General features: G+C 48.8%; 15 protein-coding genes. 8 read left to right on the top strand and 7 right to left on the bottom strand.

Annotation, left to right across the window (positions count from 1 at the left end):
• Positions 1-20: 20 nt before the first annotated feature.
• From J4G02_06540 to J4G02_06520, 5 genes are all read right to left on the bottom strand, one after another.
• Positions 21-170 (bottom strand): redoxin domain-containing protein, encoded by a 150-nt coding sequence (locus J4G02_06540; protein MCE2394237.1) that lies wholly within the window; start codon positions 168-170, stop codon positions 21-23.
• A gap of 152 nt (positions 171-322) precedes the next feature.
• Complete coding sequence (locus J4G02_06535) at positions 323-1351, bottom strand: alcohol dehydrogenase catalytic domain-containing protein (GenBank protein MCE2394236.1); 1029 nt, start codon at positions 1349-1351, stop codon at positions 323-325.
• Positions 1352-1390: 39 nt separating this feature from the next.
• Entirely contained in the window at positions 1391-2659 is a 1269-nt protein-coding gene (gene aroA / locus J4G02_06530; protein MCE2394235.1) for a 3-phosphoshikimate 1-carboxyvinyltransferase, read from the bottom strand.
• Positions 2660-2808: 149 nt separating this feature from the next.
• A complete protein-coding gene (locus tag J4G02_06525; protein MCE2394234.1) occupies positions 2809-3705 on the bottom strand; it encodes a dihydrodipicolinate synthase family protein in 897 nt (298 codons plus the stop codon).
• Positions 3706-3735: 30 nt separating this feature from the next.
• Positions 3736-4674, bottom strand: a complete 939-nt coding sequence (locus tag J4G02_06520) for a dihydrodipicolinate synthase family protein (GenBank protein ID MCE2394233.1) — start codon at positions 4672-4674, stop codon at positions 3736-3738.
• 337 nt (positions 4675-5011) lie between these two features.
• On the opposite strand from J4G02_06520, the gene J4G02_06515 reads away from it, so the two are divergent.
• The 8 genes from J4G02_06515 to J4G02_06480 all read left to right on the top strand — a co-directional run bounded on the left by J4G02_06515 (position 5012) and on the right by J4G02_06480 (position 14204).
• A complete protein-coding gene (locus J4G02_06515; protein MCE2394232.1) occupies positions 5012-5590 on the top strand; it encodes an HD family hydrolase in 579 nt (192 codons plus the stop codon).
• Positions 5591-5620: 30 nt separating this feature from the next.
• Complete coding sequence (pyrR, locus tag J4G02_06510) at positions 5621-6169, top strand: bifunctional pyr operon transcriptional regulator/uracil phosphoribosyltransferase PyrR (protein ID MCE2394231.1); 549 nt, start codon at positions 5621-5623, stop codon at positions 6167-6169.
• Positions 6166-7434: a dihydroorotase gene (locus J4G02_06505; protein MCE2394230.1), complete on the top strand. Its 1269-nt coding sequence runs from the start codon at positions 6166-6168 to the stop codon at positions 7432-7434. Before pyrR ends, J4G02_06505 begins: the two co-directional genes overlap by 4 nt.
• Before the next feature lie 168 nt (positions 7435-7602).
• A complete protein-coding gene (locus J4G02_06500; GenBank protein MCE2394229.1) occupies positions 7603-8148 on the top strand; it encodes a GNAT family N-acetyltransferase in 546 nt (181 codons plus the stop codon).
• Between the two features lie 71 nt (positions 8149-8219).
• Positions 8220-8855 carry a retropepsin-like domain-containing protein gene (locus J4G02_06495; GenBank protein MCE2394228.1) on the top strand — a complete coding sequence of 212 codons (636 nt, stop codon included), beginning with the start codon at positions 8220-8222 and terminating at the stop codon, positions 8853-8855.
• 3 nt (positions 8856-8858) lie between these two features.
• Positions 8859-10043 (top strand): glutamine-hydrolyzing carbamoyl-phosphate synthase small subunit, encoded by a 1185-nt coding sequence (carA, locus tag J4G02_06490; GenBank protein MCE2394227.1) that lies wholly within the window; start codon positions 8859-8861, stop codon positions 10041-10043.
• A 22-nt stretch (positions 10044-10065) separates the two neighbouring features.
• Entirely contained in the window at positions 10066-13290 is a 3225-nt protein-coding gene (gene carB, locus J4G02_06485) for a carbamoyl-phosphate synthase large subunit (GenBank protein ID MCE2394226.1), read from the top strand.
• A 125-nt stretch (positions 13291-13415) separates the two neighbouring features.
• A complete protein-coding gene (locus J4G02_06480) occupies positions 13416-14204 on the top strand; it encodes a DNA helicase UvrBC (protein ID MCE2394225.1) in 789 nt (262 codons plus the stop codon).
• Between the two features lie 112 nt (positions 14205-14316).
• Here the strand turns inward: J4G02_06480 and J4G02_06475 are convergent, their stop codons facing one another.
• Entirely contained in the window at positions 14317-15072 is a 756-nt protein-coding gene (locus J4G02_06475) for a hypothetical protein (protein ID MCE2394224.1), read from the bottom strand.
• Positions 15073-15260: 188 nt separating this feature from the next.
• Entirely contained in the window at positions 15261-16253 is a 993-nt protein-coding gene (locus tag J4G02_06470) for an AAA family ATPase (protein ID MCE2394223.1), read from the bottom strand.
• Positions 16254-16255 lie beyond the last annotated feature (2 nt).

The raw sequence follows: 16255 nt of genomic DNA, 5'->3' as shown, positions 1-16255 counted from the left end.
AGCGAGCGGAGTTCTGTCGTTCAGCCGCCGGTGAAGTCCTTGGGATAAAATGCCAAGACGACATTCTTTTTCCCTAGATAATCGCGTAGGTTATGGACGGCTCCGTTTCCGTCATTGAGTGTGAAATCCGGTGCTGCCATACCAACTTTCAGATCTTTGAATGTTTCCATCTGTTTCTCCTTCGCACTTATTGCGCTGATAATTACGAATGCGTGACATTGTGCCCCTCCTCTAAAGTAGATCGGTGGATTTGCCAACTACACATATTCGCTTTCACGTTTTGCCCGCGAGTCAACTATCCACATATTTATGCCTTAGACCATCAGTCCGCTGTCCATGTGAACACGACTTTGCCACTTCGAGAGTGGTCAGCAATTTGATAGGCTTCTACACCATCCGCGATCGTAAACTGATGCGTCACGATTGGTGCAAATGAAAGGTTCCGCCGATCTAGGAAGCTAATCAGGTCATAGGACTGCTGAAGCGGTAAGACATAAGATCCCATCAACGTCAATTCTCGATTGATAATCTCTGTTGGATTAATCACACGTTCGTTGTTGCCGATGCCGACAAAAGCGGCTTTCCCACCGCGCCGCAGACACTTCACTGCGTTCATGCGCCCCGATGGACTGCCCGATGCTTCAAACGCAAGGTCGCATCCATCCGCTCCAGCAATTTCACGAATCACATCAAGTGGCTCTTCCTTTTGGGCATTAATCGCGATGTCTGCGCCAATCCGTTCTGCCAATCTGATACGTTCATCGATGACATCCACGCCAATTACATAGCCGCCCATCGCTTTCGCGAGCAGGACACCGCTCAATCCGACGGGACCCAGCCCAAAAACTGCAAGCGTCGTATTTCCCGACACATCGAGTTTACACATGGCAGAATAGGCAGTTCCACCGGCACAGGCGATAAATGCGCCATCGGTGAAACTGACGGATTGAGGCATGACCACACAGTTGCGTTCATCGGTGAGGACAAAATCGGCGTGTGAACCGTCAATGGGACCGCCGTACCCTCTGCTCTCGGAGCACCACTGAAAATACCCCGCCGCACACTGTTTACAATGCCCACAACTGCGGTAGTGGTTGATACAAACACTATCGCCAACTTTGATACGATTTACGCCTTCACCAACTGCCTCAACAATACCGCTCGGTTCATGACCGGGAATGCGATTTTCACGTCCTTGGAGCAGATCGGGACTAAGGCGGTAGATGTGCAAGTCGCTCCCACAGATGCCGGTTGCCATCATACGAACAAGGACTTCCCCAAAACCCGGCTCAGGATCGGGAAAATCCTTGACGGTCGCTCGTCGATCTCCTAAAAAAATGACACCTTTCATTTATAGCTCACCTTCTTCGCTTAGGGTGTTCATCGCCCTCTACTTCAACCTTGTCAACACGTCAAAAAAGGTCGGGAAAGTCTTGTTTACGCACGCCGGATCTTTAATCCAAATCCCCGGCACTTTCAAGCCAATCAACGAAAAACTCATTGCAACCCGGTGGTCTTTATATGTTTCAATCTCCGCGGGCGTAATTTGGGCGGGTGATATCTCAACGCCATCTTGACGCTCAACGACAGGGACACCAAGTTTTCGGAGTTCCGTGACCATGGCATGTATGCGATCTGTTTCTTGATGGCGTGTATGTTCGATATTCCGAATGGTCACCGGGCTCTCCGCAAAGGGAGCAATCGCGGCGAGAGTCAACGATGTATCGGAGATCGCTTTCATATCCAGATCGATTCCTTTGAGCCGATCTGGTCCAATAACTTCTATATCAGCACCGAAACGTTTCACTTGGCAGCCCATCTGTTCTAGGACATTGACAAACTGGACATCGCCTTGTGCGGAGTCCATACTAAGGTTGGTCACTCGGACGCGACCACCGGTGATCGCAGCCGCAGCGAAGAAATAGGAGGCGTTGGAAGCATCTGGCTCGATGGCGTATTCACGGGGTTGATAGCGCTGCCCGCCTTCAATATAAAAGAATTTGTAATTATCGTGAGCCACGTCCACGCCGAACCCCTTCATTACTGAGGTGGTAATATCGATGTAGGGTGTTTTCATCTCTCCCACGACCTCAATCCCCATCCCTTTTTCGCCGTAGGGGGCAACGAGCATCAGCGAAGTCAAGAACTGACTGCTCTTGCTGGCATCAAGGCAAGTTTTCCCACCCTTGAGTCCGTTTGCACGAACAATCAACGGTAGAAAGTCGTTATCGAATTTTGAACGAACATCAACGTCGAGTTGCTTGAGCGCATCAAGCAGATCTGAAATGGGACGACTCCGACGCATCGGCGCATCGCCGTCGATGGTAAATTCGCCCTTACCGAGCGCAAGGTAGCTGACAAGCGAGCGTGCTGCCGTGCCTGCATTGCCGATATAAAGTTCGGCGTGATCGACGGGGATCTTTCCGCCGTTTCCAACTACTTCAAATGTACATCCCTTCTCGTTTGCCTCAATCTGAACGCCGAGTCGCCGCAACGCCTGACACATATAGTGGGTGTCATCGCTGAAAAGAGCACCTGTCAGTCGGGAACGTCCTTCAGCGAGCGCAGCGACAAGCAATGCCCGATTCGTGTAGCTCTTTGAACCGGGCACTGTGACTGTTGTGTTGATTGGTTTCTGGAGGGGTTGGATCTCGATCATCGAGGGATTTTCTCTATTTTGGGATTAAATAAATCTAAGTTGCTAGGTAGCCCGTAGGTCGAGATTCATATCTCAACAAAACACTAGACTATCACGCTATGTGCTAGGTATTTTCGATTTTGGAAAATCGACCTACAATAGGGCTTGCGTTAAATTAGTCCATGTTTAGTCAGCAGATCCCGTAGCTCACCTCTCGCTGCGTCAGCCACCGGCAGGAGGGGACTGGTGGTATAGTGGCTGCAAACGCCGAGCAGTTCCATGCAGGCTTTCAGACAACTGATTGCTGCGCCGTAGCCGTAGAGTTTGCTCAGTTCAAGGATCTGTTTCTGCAGGCGATGCACTTCATCAATCTGCTGTGCCTTCGCGGCATCATACAGCTGAACAGAAGTTTTCGGATTGACATTGGAGATTGAAATAACGGCTCCTGCTGCCCCGAACAAGATTGCTCCACCCGCTAAGGTATAAGAACCGAGCATGATTGAGAAATCCTCATTGTCTTCAAGGTAGGCAAGCATTTTGAGGAAGTTAGTCCAATCCCCTGAGCTATCCTTAATTCCGACGATGTTTTCCACACTCTCCGCTAAATCACGGACAACTTCCGGCGGGATTGCTGTCTTCACCATCACCGGGATATTGTAGATAACCACCGGCAGATCCGTGCTTTGAGCGATGGTCTTGTAGAAATCGACGATGTCAGCGTTGCTGATTGATGGGTAGTAGTAGGGTGGCGTCGCCGCAACAGCATCAATCTTAAATTCCTGTGCGATTTCAATATTTTGGACGACCCGCTGGGTGCTTGAATCCATCACACCGCAGATAATCGGGACGCGCCCACCGACCGTATTGGCAGCGATTTCGATTGCGCGTTGACGTTCCGCGTTTGTCAGCGTTGTGAATTCTCCTGAAGTGCCAAGCAGATAGATGCCGTGCACACCGTTATCGATTAAACGGTTGAGATGTCTTACAAATCCCAACTCATCAATCCGCTCTTTTTCGTCCAAAGGCGTTATCGTTGGTGTCAGAATGCCTTCAAATCTTCCCTTCATAGTCTTTATTCTCCTTGATTGTCCACTGTATCAATGGTACTTCTTGAGCGGTTGAATCGCTTCCTGTACCTGTGCTGAAATTTCCGATGGAACACGCGGGTTAAATGGGCCGCCGGTGCCGCCTACAATATCACTAAAGCCGCTGAGATTCATCGCTTCTATCACAGCAGAATAGTTATAGAGGCGCTCATTCATAAAACGGATCTCTTCAAGACCAAAGACGTCCGCCTCAATTTGATGGGAGGTTTCGTAATCACCGCGACGTTGGGCATTGTTGATCTCATCGGAGGCACGTGCGCATAGGACAGCGATTCCGGATGTATGTCCTTTCGTGCCGAGTTCCGCCGGGCGTGTGCATCGATCGCCGATACCCCAAACTACAAGTCCACTGTCTCCCACACCATCAATGATTGATTCTACGTCTTCTACACCTGTGCCAATCTTCACACCGATAAAATGTGGTGAATCATTGACTAGACGGATCATTGCATCAAGTTCTTTTTTCTGGCGGAAGTAGTAGAGGAATCGTGCATCGCAGGATTCGCCGTACTGTTCACCAAACTTCATGTACTGTTCATATACACCTTTGGGATTTGAGATTCCTGTTAAAGGCATTATCAGGTATACATCGGGTGGACGCTGCAGGTTAGACTGCGCTTCGATGAGTTTCCCTGCGTCCCCGATTGGGTTCGGCACAATACCTGACATCAGAACCCCATCACCCGCCATCTCGCGGCCTGTGGCATCCATTATACGTGTTTGGTCCTCCAAGCTGACGTGATGGATGAGGCTCGTTCCAGCGATTGCAATCACGCGCTTCCGATCGCCTTCTAGGTAGTTGTTCTGCATCAGGTAGCTGATATTTTTTGCGTGTCCTGCGTAATCAATTTCGCCATCTTTGAAGGGGATGATTGGAATGGCAGTCACAGAATCTAAAGCATCTAAAAGGGTTGGTGTATCAATGGACATAGATGTTCTCCCGTTAATCTAAATTCGGAATGATACTTTTTGGCTGACCAAAAATTTTATTGATGAGGTAAGTTTAGCAGAATTTTCGTGCGATGTCAATGAGAGAAGTAAAGGCTCAACATTTCCCTTGCAAAAGCAGATTAATTGTGCTACACTTAAATAAGTTTAACGACATTGGCGTGCATGAAAAATTTTCCCTTTTAATCTGATCCCGTGAGGTTAGGAAAGGGCATCAACATGATTGACGGCTATCCTCATATCTCAAAAACTATTGAATTGTTAAGTGCCTCCCTCTTCGTGTAGGGGAGGCTTTTTTTATGCCCGGATTTGGTTGCTGATGAATGCACAAGCTGTATTAGACTTTATTGAGGAGATTGGCGTTCTCAAGAACCTGCCACGCACCGGCTGGCGTTTTCGCGGTATCAAAGATGCTGAGAGTATCGCGGATCACTGCTATCGGGTGTCGCTTTTGTCGATGATTCTAGCGGATGTGTTGACTGAGCAGAAGGTTCCGTTGGACGTGGAAAAGGTGATGCGTCTTGCGTTATTGCACGAGGTCGCTGAAGCGCGAATTGGGGATTTGCCGTTTCCGGCACTTAAATATATTCCCGAAGAAGTCAAGAAAGCAGGCGAACGGACCGCCGTTGAATCAATGTTTGAACACTTTGGTCCCCTTCAAAAAAAATATATACAACTTTGGGATGAGTTTGAAAACGGAACATCTATTGAAGGGAAGTTGGTGCGAGCTGCGGATAAACTTGAGTTGATGATTCAGGTTTTGGAATACGAAAAGGTTGGCTATCGATCGCTGGACAAATTTTGGACAAATCCTTGGAATTTTCGGAGTTTTGACGATTCTCCCTTGATACGGGAGATTATTGACCTCTTGTATCAGCGGCGGGAAGATCTGACTTGAGAAGGGTTGGTGTGAGGGAAGATTATGCAAATGCGTGAAAAGACACAAGTGATGACGGCGGAGGACATTCGGCGAGCGGTAGTCCGAATATCGCATGAGATTTTGGAGCGGAGTCACCAAGAAATTGCGGATCTAGCGGTCATTGGCGTTAAAAGTCGAGGGGATCACTTGGCACGTCGAATCGCTGAACATCTGGAGCGAACCGAGGGGGTTCAGGTTCCGGTTGGTGTCGTTGATGTGCGGCTTTATCGAGATGATGTGAACCTATATGATGAAACGATTAAAGTGAATCGCACAGAGATCCCGTTTGATCCGACAGGGAAGCGTGTTATCTTGGTTGATGAGGTGCTTTACACCGGACGCACCGTCCGCGCTGCCATGGACGCAGTTATGGATTTTGGACGACCCGCAGCAATTCAGTTGGCGGTCCTCATTGACCGGGGTCATCGTGAACTCCCGATTGCAGCGGACTACATCGGCAAGAATATCCCGACTTCACGTAAAGAGATTGTTCGGGTTCAGTTGGTCGAAGAGGATGGGGTTGACCGGGCGGTAATCTACGAGGAGGACGACTCATGAGTCGGATACTCATCCGTAACGGTCGAATTATTGACCCTGCCAACCGGATTGACACCACTGGCGATCTCCTGATTCGTGATGGGAAAATCGATCGAATCGCTGACCGTATTGAAGTTGAAGCTTCTCAAACTGTTGATGCAACGGGACTAATTGTTGCGCCGGGCTTGATTGATATGCACGTTCACCTCCGGGAACCCGGCTTTGAGCATAAGGAGACAATCGCATCAGGCACCCGCGCGGCGGCGGCTGGTGGATTTACTTCCGTTGCGTGTATGGCGAATACCGATCCAGTGGCGGACTCGCCTGACGTTATCGAATTGATACGGTCGCAAGCGAAGAAGGTTGGTGCGACGAATGTTTTTCCAATCGGTAGTATCACAAAAAATCTTGATGGCAAGGTGTTAACCGATGCATCGGCACTGTTAGGAGCCGGTGCCATTGGGCTATCGGACGATGGCAAAACAGTCATGGACGCTGGGTTGATGGGCGATGTGTTGGCGTTAAGTGCAAAACACAACTTCCCCGTGATGGTTCACTGTCAAGAGCATAACCTCGACGTAGGGGCGGTTATGAATCTCGGTGAAACGTCGCGTCGGTTGAACCTAATCGGAAGCCCCAACGCTGCGGAAGATATAATCGTTGCCCGCGACATCATGCTTGCTGAACTGACCGGCGGGCACCTCCATGTCCTCCATGTCAGCACAGCAGGATCCGTTGACCTTGTCCGTTGGGGTAAACGCAGAGGGGTCAATGTCACTGCCGAAGCGATGCCGCATCACTTTACGCTTACTGACGCAGCAGTGGAAGAACATGGTACGGATGCCAAGATGCACCCACCCTTGCGCACGCAGACTGACGTTGATGCTGTCATTGAAGGGATCAAGGATGGGACGCTCGATGCGATTGCGACAGACCACGCGCCACATACCCCGTTTGAAAAGGCGCAGGGTATGCTTGAAGCCCCGCCGGGTATCATCGGATCAGAGACCTGCGTGCCGCTTGTGTTTGACCGGCTTATCCACACTGGGCAACTCACGCTATCGGACGCAATAGCGAAGATGACCTGTGTTCCGGCGAAGATTCTGCAGATTGATCGTGGGACACTCTCCATCGGTGCAGCGGCTGACGTGACGTTAATAGATCCGGAGAAGGTTGCAACAGTAGATGTAACACAGTCTCCCTCCAAAAGCCGCAATACACCCTTTGACGGTTGGGAATTGAAAGGATGGGCTGTGATGACGATCCGGGACGGTGTTGTAACCTGAAGCGTGAAACGTGAAACGTAATGCGTAAGAAAAACAAAATTAATAGGACCTACGCAGTTGGTTCATAGGTCCCCCTGATAAGGGGGATTTAGGGGGTTAAAAAAAATCTCGCGCCGCGTGCTGAATTTGCGTAAGTCCTGATTAAGTCATTTCTAAACGGGGTGGGGTATGGCTCAGGATGAGCGCTTCAAGGATTTACCTGCGATAGAGACCGAAAGATTGCTTTTAAGAACGTTGAAAATGGAGGATGCCGAAGATATATTTGAATGGGTTTCAGATCCGCAGGTGACAACGTACCTCTTCTGGCGGGCGCACCAATCGATAGAAGACAGTAGAGACTTTATTGCATGGGTAACAACCGATGATTTTGCGTGTTGGGGAGTTGTCCTGCCCGAAAATGGTAAGGTCATCGGAAACTGCTTTTTGCACAACGTGAACTTTGAGCACAAAAGGGCAGAAATCGCCTTCAATATTGGTCGGCAGTATTGGGGGAAGGGTTATGCAACTGAGACCGCTCAGGCGATCATCCAATTCGGTTTTGAACGTTGGCAGCTCAATCGGATTGAGGGGACTTGCATGGTTGAGAACTGTGCCTCCGCTCGCGTGATGGAGAAGGTTGGCATGACCCTTGAGGGTATCATGCGCAAATATGTCTGCGTTAGAGGGCAGTTTCACGATATGAAATTGTACTCGATTTTGAGGGAGGAAATTTAAGCACTCATGGCAGATGAGAGGTATATCCTAGATAGCAACACCGTTTATTCTCTGAAGGGGTGATGGGACTCATGGAAAAACGACGAACACAGCAATGGCTCCAAGAGATCTATAGGCACCCAAAGCGATATGAAGGCAAGGTAGTTATCATTCTGAACGACACCCAGATTGTAGGCGTAGCCGAAGACTTTACAGAGGCAAAGCGCAAACGAGAACAGTTAGCTGCTTCCTCTCCACCAATCCATGACGGAAAGATGACGCTTTTTCTCGTTCCTCGGGGGGTCAAGCAGGTGCGGATTCGCACGTTGCGCCTACGAAGTTTAAGAGAAGATCTGTGGGAACCTGTATATCTTGTGAATTTGCAAACGAATCACGGAGAGATTCAAAACTGTGAAATGTTGATTGACTCTGGAGCAGACATCAGTCTAATTCCGTTCCATACAGGTAGATCGCTTGGTCTATCTCGTAGTGATGAGGAAATATTATCGTTTGCGCAAGGTATAGGTGGGGGAGTTAGCTATTTGCTACGGAGAATTGATATAGTGATTGACGGGCATCCTGTCAGTGCGATGGTTGCTTGGTGTCAAGACGAGGACATTGAGGACATGATTGTAGGCAGACAAGATGTGTTTGATGCTTTTCATATTGAGTTTAGGCAGAGTGAGAGACGAATAATTTTCAAACCTGTTGAGAGTAAGGACGGCTAACCAATGAAAGCAATTCTCGCATTGGCGGATGGAACAACTTTTGAAGGCGAACATTTCGGCGCAACCGGGGAAACTTCCGGTGAGGTGGTTTTTAACACCAGCATGACCGGCTACCAAGAGATTCTCACCGATCCATCCTACAAGGGGCAGATCGTCACGATGACCTACCCGTTGATCGGCAATTATGGCTGCAACGAAATTGATGTCGAATCAATTCGACCGCAAGCCGAAGGATTTGTTGTGCGTGAATATAGTGCATACGAAAGCAATTGGCGTTCACAGTCCAACCTCGGTAGCTACCTTGAAGAAAATGAGATTATCGGCATCCACGGTATCGATACACGCGCATTGACCAAGCGACTCAGAGTACATGGTGTCATGGATGGCGTACTCTCGACGGAAGACCTTAATCTTCAAAGTTTAGTTGCCAAAGCACAGGCGTGGCACGGACTCGTCGGGATGGATATGGTTCAGTACGTGACATGTCCCAATCCGTACTTATGGGAGACGCACGATCCCGAATCAAGCACCCTCCCTGATTTGACTTCTACTGCCAATGATAAAAATTCCCAACTCACAATTGACTTTGACACAACAGAGATTGAGGCACCGTCAACCCCCCAATTCCGCGTCATTGCGGTGGACTTCGGGGTCAAATATAATATCTTACGCCAACTTACTCAACACGGTTGTCAGGTGCAAGTAGTTCCGGCACACACTTCCGCAGAAGAGATTCTCGACGCAGATCCAGATGGTATCTTCTTATCCAACGGTCCCGGCGATCCGGAGCCGATTGAATACGGTATCAAGACAATTCAACAATTGATTGGAACGAAGCCGACCTTTGGTATCTGTTTGGGGCATCAATTGCTGGGACTTGCATTCGGCGGAAAGAGCTTCAAACTCAAATTCGGACATCGCGGTGCAAATCAACCAGTAAAACGATTTGACACAGATCAGGTCGAAATTACTTCACAAAATCACGGTTTTTGTGTGGACATTGACTCACTACCAAACAATGTAAAGGTGACGCATATTAATCTGAACGATCAAACCCTTGAAGGGATGGAACACAGTGAATATCCAATCTTCTCTGTGCAGTACCATCCGGAAGCGTCTCCCGGTCCCCATGACGCAAATTATCTTTTTAAGAGGTTTACAGATCTGATGCAGGAACATAAAAAGTAAGGATACGATGAGGTAGATCACCATGCCAAAGCGAACTGACATCAAAAAGATCCTAATTATCGGCTCCGGCCCGATTATTATCGGTCAAGCCTGTGAGTTTGACTATTCGGGCACTCAGGCGTGTAAATCCTTGAAGGAGGAAGGGTATGAGGTTGTCCTTGTCAACAGTAATCCGGCAACGATTATGACGGACACGGAGCTTGCAGACCGAACCTATGTTGAACCGATTAGCGCAGATATCGCCGAACGAATTATTGCTCAAGAGCGCCCCCAAGCCTTACTCCCAACTTTGGGTGGACAGACAGGACTGAATGTCTCTGTTGAACTTGCTGAATCGGGTGTGTTGGATAAGTACGGGGTCGAGTTGATTGGTGCGAAACTTCCCGCCATCCAGAAAGCGGAGGATCGTGATCTATTCAAAAGGGCAATGCAGCACATCGGCTTGGCGGTGCCAAAAAGTGGCATAGCTCATACGTATGACGAGGCGATTACCGTCGTTGAGGAGATCGGTTACCCAGCAATTATTCGACCTGCGTTTACGCTCGGCGGTACAGGCGGCGGTATTGCTTACAATATCGAAGAGTTTCGGGATATGGTCGAGTACGGATTGGGGTTGAGTCCAGTCAACGAGGTGTTAATCGAAGAGTCGGTAATCGGTTGGAAAGAATTCGAACTTGAGGTCATGCGGGATGGAACGGATAACGTCGTGATTATCTGTTCTATTGAGAATTTCGATGCGATGGGAGTTCACACAGGCGATAGCATTACGGTTGCACCTGCCCAAACCTTAACGGACAAAGAGTATCAACAGATGCGGAATGCGGCGATTAAGATCATTCGTGAAATTGGGGTGGACACCGGTGGCTCAAATATCCAGTTTGCGGTCGATCCAGATACAGGGAAACAGGTTGTGATTGAAATGAACCCGCGGGTTTCTCGGAGTTCTGCGCTCGCCTCGAAAGCAACTGGATTTCCGATAGCGAAGATCGCAGCCAAGTTAGCTGTCGGTTATACGCTTGACGAGTTACCCAACGATATTACGCGCAAAACCCCTGCGTCGTTTGAGCCGACCATTGATTACGTCGTGACAAAGATTCCGCGTTGGGCGTTTGAGAAATTCGCTGGCACCGATGAGACATTGACGACGATGATGAAGTCCGTGGGTGAAGCGATGGCAATCGGACGGACGTTCAAGGAATCATTGCAGAAAGGGTTGAGATCGTTGGAAAACGGTTGGGCGGGACTTGACAGCCAACCCCTGCAGAAATTGCCGGTCTCAGAACTTCCACAGAAGTTGACCATCCCCAATATGGAGCGCATCCTTTATATCAAACAGGCTTTCCAAGGCGGAATGAGTATCGATCAGATTCACGGATATACACACATCGATCCATTTTTCCTGTATAATATAAAGGAGATTATCGATTTCGAGGAAGAAATTCGGAGAGCCGGAAGCGAGAGCAATCTGGACGCTCTGCCTGATTCGTCCGTTTTCCTGCTTCGCAAAGCAAAGCAGTATGGATTCTCGGACCGGCAGATAGGGGAACTTTGGAACGCCTCTGAAGCAAGCATCCGAGGGCTGCGGAAAGAGCACGGGATTGAAGCCACGTTTAAGACGGTGGATACCTGTGCTGCGGAGTTTGAAGCGGAGACGCCTTACTACTATTCTACCTATGGCATGGAGGATGAGGTCAGACCCAGCCAGAAAAAGAAGATCTTAATTTTGGGAAGTGGTCCGAACCGAATAGGTCAAGGGATTGAGTTCGATTATTGTTGCGTTCACGCGGCGCTCGCACTTAAAGAGGATAACTATGAGACCATTATGGTCAACAGCAATCCCGAAACCGTGAGCACGGATTACGACACCTCGGATCGACTCTACTTTGAACCGCTCACGCACGAAAATGTGTTAAACATCGTTGATCGGGAAAAGCCGGATGGGGTTATCGTGCAGCTTGGCGGGCAAACACCCTTGAATCTTGCGCTCGGGCTCCAGAAAGCGGGTGTTCCGATTATCGGGACAAGCCCAGAGGATATTGCGCGATCTGAAGATCGGAAGCAGTTCACAGAGTTGCTTGATGGACTTGGCTTGAAGCAGCCCCCAAATGGTACGGCAACTTCAGTCAAAGAAGCCACGCCAATCGCCGCAGCGCTTGGATATCCGGTGATGGTGCGTCCTTCGTATGTTTTGGGGGGACGGGCGATGCAGATTGTCTATGATCAAGATGCACTGGAAGCATATATGGATTCGGCGGTCGCAGCCTCACCCGAACATCCTGTGCTAATTGACAAGTATTTGGAAGATGCAATCGAAGTTGATGTTGATGCGATTTCCGACGGGAACCTCACCGTTGTCGGCGGTATCATGGAACATATCGAAGAAGCAGGGATCCACTCTGGAGATAGCGACTGTGTGTTACCGCCTTACACCCTTGTTGAAGAGCAGATCAATACGCTCAAAGAGTATACTGACGCGCTTGCAAAGGCACTCAACGTGCGCGGGTTGATGAATATACAGTATGCGATAAAAAACGATGAGATTTATGTGTTAGAGGTCAACCCCCGTGCGTCGCGGACCGTGCCGTTTGTAAGCAAGACCATTGGGGTGCCGTTAGCAAAACTCGCCGCCCGCATCATGGCGGGAAGGACTCTTGAAGAACTTGGATTTACGAACGAGATCGAGCCGGATTATTTTTCAGTAAAGGCACCTGTGTTTCCGTTCAACCGTTTTCCGGGGGCAAATTCCCAACTCGGTCCTGAGATGAAATCGACAGGCGAGGTGATGGGGATTGATGCAGACCTGAGCATTGCTTTTGCCAAAGCGCAACAGGCGGTCGGCTATGGATTACCTCTCGACGGTCATGCGTTCATCAGCGTGAAAAATAAGGATAAGCGTGCCATCATCTTCATCGCTAAAAAGCTAGTTGATCTGGGATTTCAACTGATTGCTACGCACGGCACAGCGAAGGTACTTCGTCGCAACGGCATGGAAGTGACACTGGTTCATAGTATCGGCAAAGGGCGCCCGACCATCCACGATTATGTTAAAAACAACGCTGTCGATCTCATTATCAACACGCCTACCGGCTATGCACATCGTCCGAACGAGGAATTAATTCGGCAAATGGCAATTGATTACGGGATTACCCTATTTTCTACAATCGCAGGTGCGTCAGCGGCAATCAATGGTATTGAGGCGCTCCGTCGTGGCGAGATTACTGTGACTCCGCTGCAAGATTATTATTGAACGTGAAGGGTAAAGCATAAAGCATGAAGAAATAGAAGAAGATAATTCTTGGGAAATTTTACAGCATGTCCTTAGCTCTAGCAATATAACATGGCATACTACATATTGATAGGAAGGAGATAAAAATGGCAACGAATCAGGTTGAAAGAAACACACGTCTGGTGCGTGCACTTGATGAGATTTTGGATAGTTTAGCGTTTGATGTCGCTCACCCAATAAAGGTCTTAAAGTTGGCGGAAGGGAAAGAGGTTGTTGTAGTGCAATCAAATGCGTTCACAATTTCGCGTATCTACACCTCCGGTCGCCCCGATGGCAAGAGACCCCATGGGCGGGAGTCCTACTATGAATACTTCTGCGAACAACTTGAGGATTATAAACAGCAGCACGGTAGCGATGAGGGATTTGGTTTAACACCGGAGGATTGGCGTGTCTTATTCCGAGAATCGTACGATAGGTATACCCGTTATCTGTTGTTCGCGGGGATTAAACGGTGGGCAGATGTCAAACGCGACACCAACACAAACCTTGCCGTTACGAATATGGCAAAGGAATTTGCCCCTTCTGAGATTGCGTGGGAAAGTTACCAGTATAAGGGCTATATGCTCATGATGAATAGCATGGCGAACGCTGAACTGCGTCTAATGGAGGAGGACCGCCCAGGTGCATTGGATCAGGTCAATTTAGGAATTCAACAGATCGGAAAATTCTGTGGTGAGTGTTTGCGTGAGAATTATGGGGACGCAGAAAACGTCACCCGTGAACGTTATTTGAGTAACCTGATTGAGTTTCGGTCAGATCTGGAATCGGTGGAAGAGGGACTAGAAGGACAAGGAGAGAGCGACGGAGATGAGGATGACGCGGTGGATTTCCTAGAGGAGTTGGAGGAACTTTTGGATGAGGAGAACAGAAATTAGGTTTTTGCTTGCATCTTGGATTAATTTCATATTACCCACCTCGGTTTTTGACGGGTAGCCCAACGATTACAGCGTTTTCCGAATTGACGACAGCAAAATGTCAGCGTGCCAACTATTGAGATGCTTTTATCTGTCCCCACGTGTTTGCTAAAGTCTTGTGCATTTCTACAGCAAACGCCGACTGTATTATTTCAAAATCATCAATCAGCACAACCTCGCGTGTCGGGCTGTAGGTTAACAAACCAACCCTTCCTTTGCCTTGCGTTTCTACCTTTATCTCGACAACTTTCTCTAGTTGGTCTTCGGGTCCCGCAAATACAATGTGTTCACCGCTTTTGACTTCGATTTTAACCTCGAACCACTGGTTCACGGGTTCCCTGTCCCATCCCTGTATCGGCTTCGTGGTACTTTGTCTACTAGACAGGCCATTCCACATAACTACTTCACAATCCAGCCACTTCAGCCCTTCAGGTTTCCTGTCTGGTTGAAGTTCAGCGGACAGGGTTACTTGATAATGTGGAAGATGCGGTGTCTCTTGTAGCCGATAAAACGCTCCAATCTGACACCACCCTCCTTCTAGCCATTTCATTTTATAGTATATCGTTCCATGGGTAAATTGGAGATCTTTTATCGCAATAAGGTTCCACATTCCACCTGATGTGAATCGCAGCGCACCATCTACAATCTCTAATTGGAACGGATCATCGACATTATTCATAGATTTCCAGCGACCATCAGTTTCGCGTAGGACTTCCAATTGGTTTAACTGTTCTGGATTTTCAAAATCCAAAACTAGTGCGGCAGAAGGGGCAACTAAAAACAAAACCAAAGCACAGAAAAAAATGGCTGTCAACGCGTCTTTTTTCATGGGGGACCTCTCCTTTTGGGAGAGAATGTTTCCAGAATTGGGACTTACGCAAAGGAATTATAGTGGACCTTAAGGATTAATGAGACACTCCAAACCGGTGCGGTTTCCAACCGCACCTACCGGGGGCGAAAATGTCTATTTATTTTTTGAATTCACTATAAAGGCGACTAAAATCATACGACTTTCTGTTAAGGCACTTCGACCCCTTCAAAAACCTGTTTGATAATCTGTTCGGAGGAGATTTCTTCCGCCTCCGCTTCGTAGCTGACGATAACGCGGTGTCTAAGGACATCCATGCCCACTGCGTAGACATCTTCTGGCGTTACATACCCGCGATGACAGAGGAAGGCGTGGGCTTTGGCAGCCGTTGCGAGGAAGATCGTCGCCCGTGGCGATGCGCCGTATTCGATGAGATCTGTCAGTTGATCCAGTTGATACCTTGCCGGCTCGCGGGTAGCGCAGACGAGGTCGACAATATAGTTTTCGATCTTCTCGTCCATGTAGATTTCACGGACTGTTGTACGAAGTTGGAGAATTTCTTGGGGCGATATGACTTGTTGAATCGGTTGGGGGTCTTCGCGTGTGAGTTGCCGTAGGATGGAAAGTTCTTCCGTCCGTGAGGGATAGGTCACCTGCAATTTAAGCATGAACCGGTCTACCTGCGCTTCTGGTAGAGGATACGTTCCCTCTTGCTCGATTGGGTTTTGGGTTGCTAGAACGAGGAATGGTGGGTCGAGCGGGTAGGTTTCATCACCGATTGTGACCTGACGTTCTTGCATCGCTTCGAGGAGTGCGCTTTGCACTTTGGCGGGTGCACGGTTAATCTCGTCGGCGAGAACAAGGTTAGCGAAAATGGGACCCTTTTTGACATAAAAATCGCCTGAACGTTGGTTATAGATTTGGGTGCCGATCAGATCGGCGGGCAGAAGGTCAGGGGTAAATTGAAGGCGTTTGAAAGAGACGGCAATCGTGCTGGAAAGCGCTTGGACAGCGGTTGTCTTGGCGAGGCCGGGAACACCCTCTAACAGGATATGACCGTTGCAGAGCAATCCGATAATCATCCGCTCGATCATATATTTCTGTCCGATGATAGCCTTCCGAATTTCTTCAAAGATCTCTTCAACGAAGGCACTCGTCTCCTGAATCCTTTCGTTCAACGCGGTCAGATCAGATTCTCTCATCC

This window comes from Candidatus Poribacteria bacterium (assembly GCA_021295755.1).
In the GTDB taxonomy this organism is placed as follows: domain Bacteria; phylum Poribacteria; class WGA-4E; order WGA-4E; family PCPOR2b; genus PCPOR2b.
The sequence above is the reverse complement of the archived record's forward strand: the minus strand, read 5'-3'. Positions and strand labels throughout refer to the sequence as shown.

Excerpts from the sequence above, each read along its gene's own strand:
- J4G02_06540 (MCE2394237.1), bottom strand. The coding sequence starts at position 170 with ATGGAAACATTCAAAGATCTGAAAGTTGGTATGGCAGCACCGGATTTC.
- J4G02_06535 (MCE2394236.1), bottom strand. The coding sequence starts at position 1,351 with ATGAAAGGTGTCATTTTTTTAGGAGATCGACGAGCGACCGTCAAGGAT.
- aroA (MCE2394235.1), bottom strand. The coding sequence starts at position 2,659 with ATGATCGAGATCCAACCCCTCCAGAAACCAATCAACACAACAGTCACA.
- J4G02_06525 (MCE2394234.1), bottom strand. The coding sequence starts at position 3,705 with ATGAAGGGAAGATTTGAAGGCATTCTGACACCAACGATAACGCCTTTG.
- J4G02_06520 (MCE2394233.1), bottom strand. The coding sequence starts at position 4,674 with ATGTCCATTGATACACCAACCCTTTTAGATGCTTTAGATTCTGTGACT.
- J4G02_06515 (MCE2394232.1), top strand. The coding sequence starts at position 5,012 with ATGAATGCACAAGCTGTATTAGACTTTATTGAGGAGATTGGCGTTCTC.
- pyrR (MCE2394231.1), top strand. The coding sequence starts at position 5,621 with ATGCGTGAAAAGACACAAGTGATGACGGCGGAGGACATTCGGCGAGCG.
- J4G02_06505 (MCE2394230.1), top strand. The coding sequence starts at position 6,166 with ATGAGTCGGATACTCATCCGTAACGGTCGAATTATTGACCCTGCCAAC.
- J4G02_06500 (MCE2394229.1), top strand. The coding sequence starts at position 7,603 with ATGGCTCAGGATGAGCGCTTCAAGGATTTACCTGCGATAGAGACCGAA.
- J4G02_06495 (MCE2394228.1), top strand. The coding sequence starts at position 8,220 with ATGGAAAAACGACGAACACAGCAATGGCTCCAAGAGATCTATAGGCAC.
- carA (MCE2394227.1), top strand. The coding sequence starts at position 8,859 with ATGAAAGCAATTCTCGCATTGGCGGATGGAACAACTTTTGAAGGCGAA.
- carB (MCE2394226.1), top strand. The coding sequence starts at position 10,066 with ATGCCAAAGCGAACTGACATCAAAAAGATCCTAATTATCGGCTCCGGC.
- J4G02_06480 (MCE2394225.1), top strand. The coding sequence starts at position 13,416 with ATGGCAACGAATCAGGTTGAAAGAAACACACGTCTGGTGCGTGCACTT.
- J4G02_06475 (MCE2394224.1), bottom strand. The coding sequence starts at position 15,072 with ATGAAAAAAGACGCGTTGACAGCCATTTTTTTCTGTGCTTTGGTTTTG.
- J4G02_06470 (MCE2394223.1), bottom strand. The coding sequence starts at position 16,253 with ATGAGAGAATCTGATCTGACCGCGTTGAACGAAAGGATTCAGGAGACG.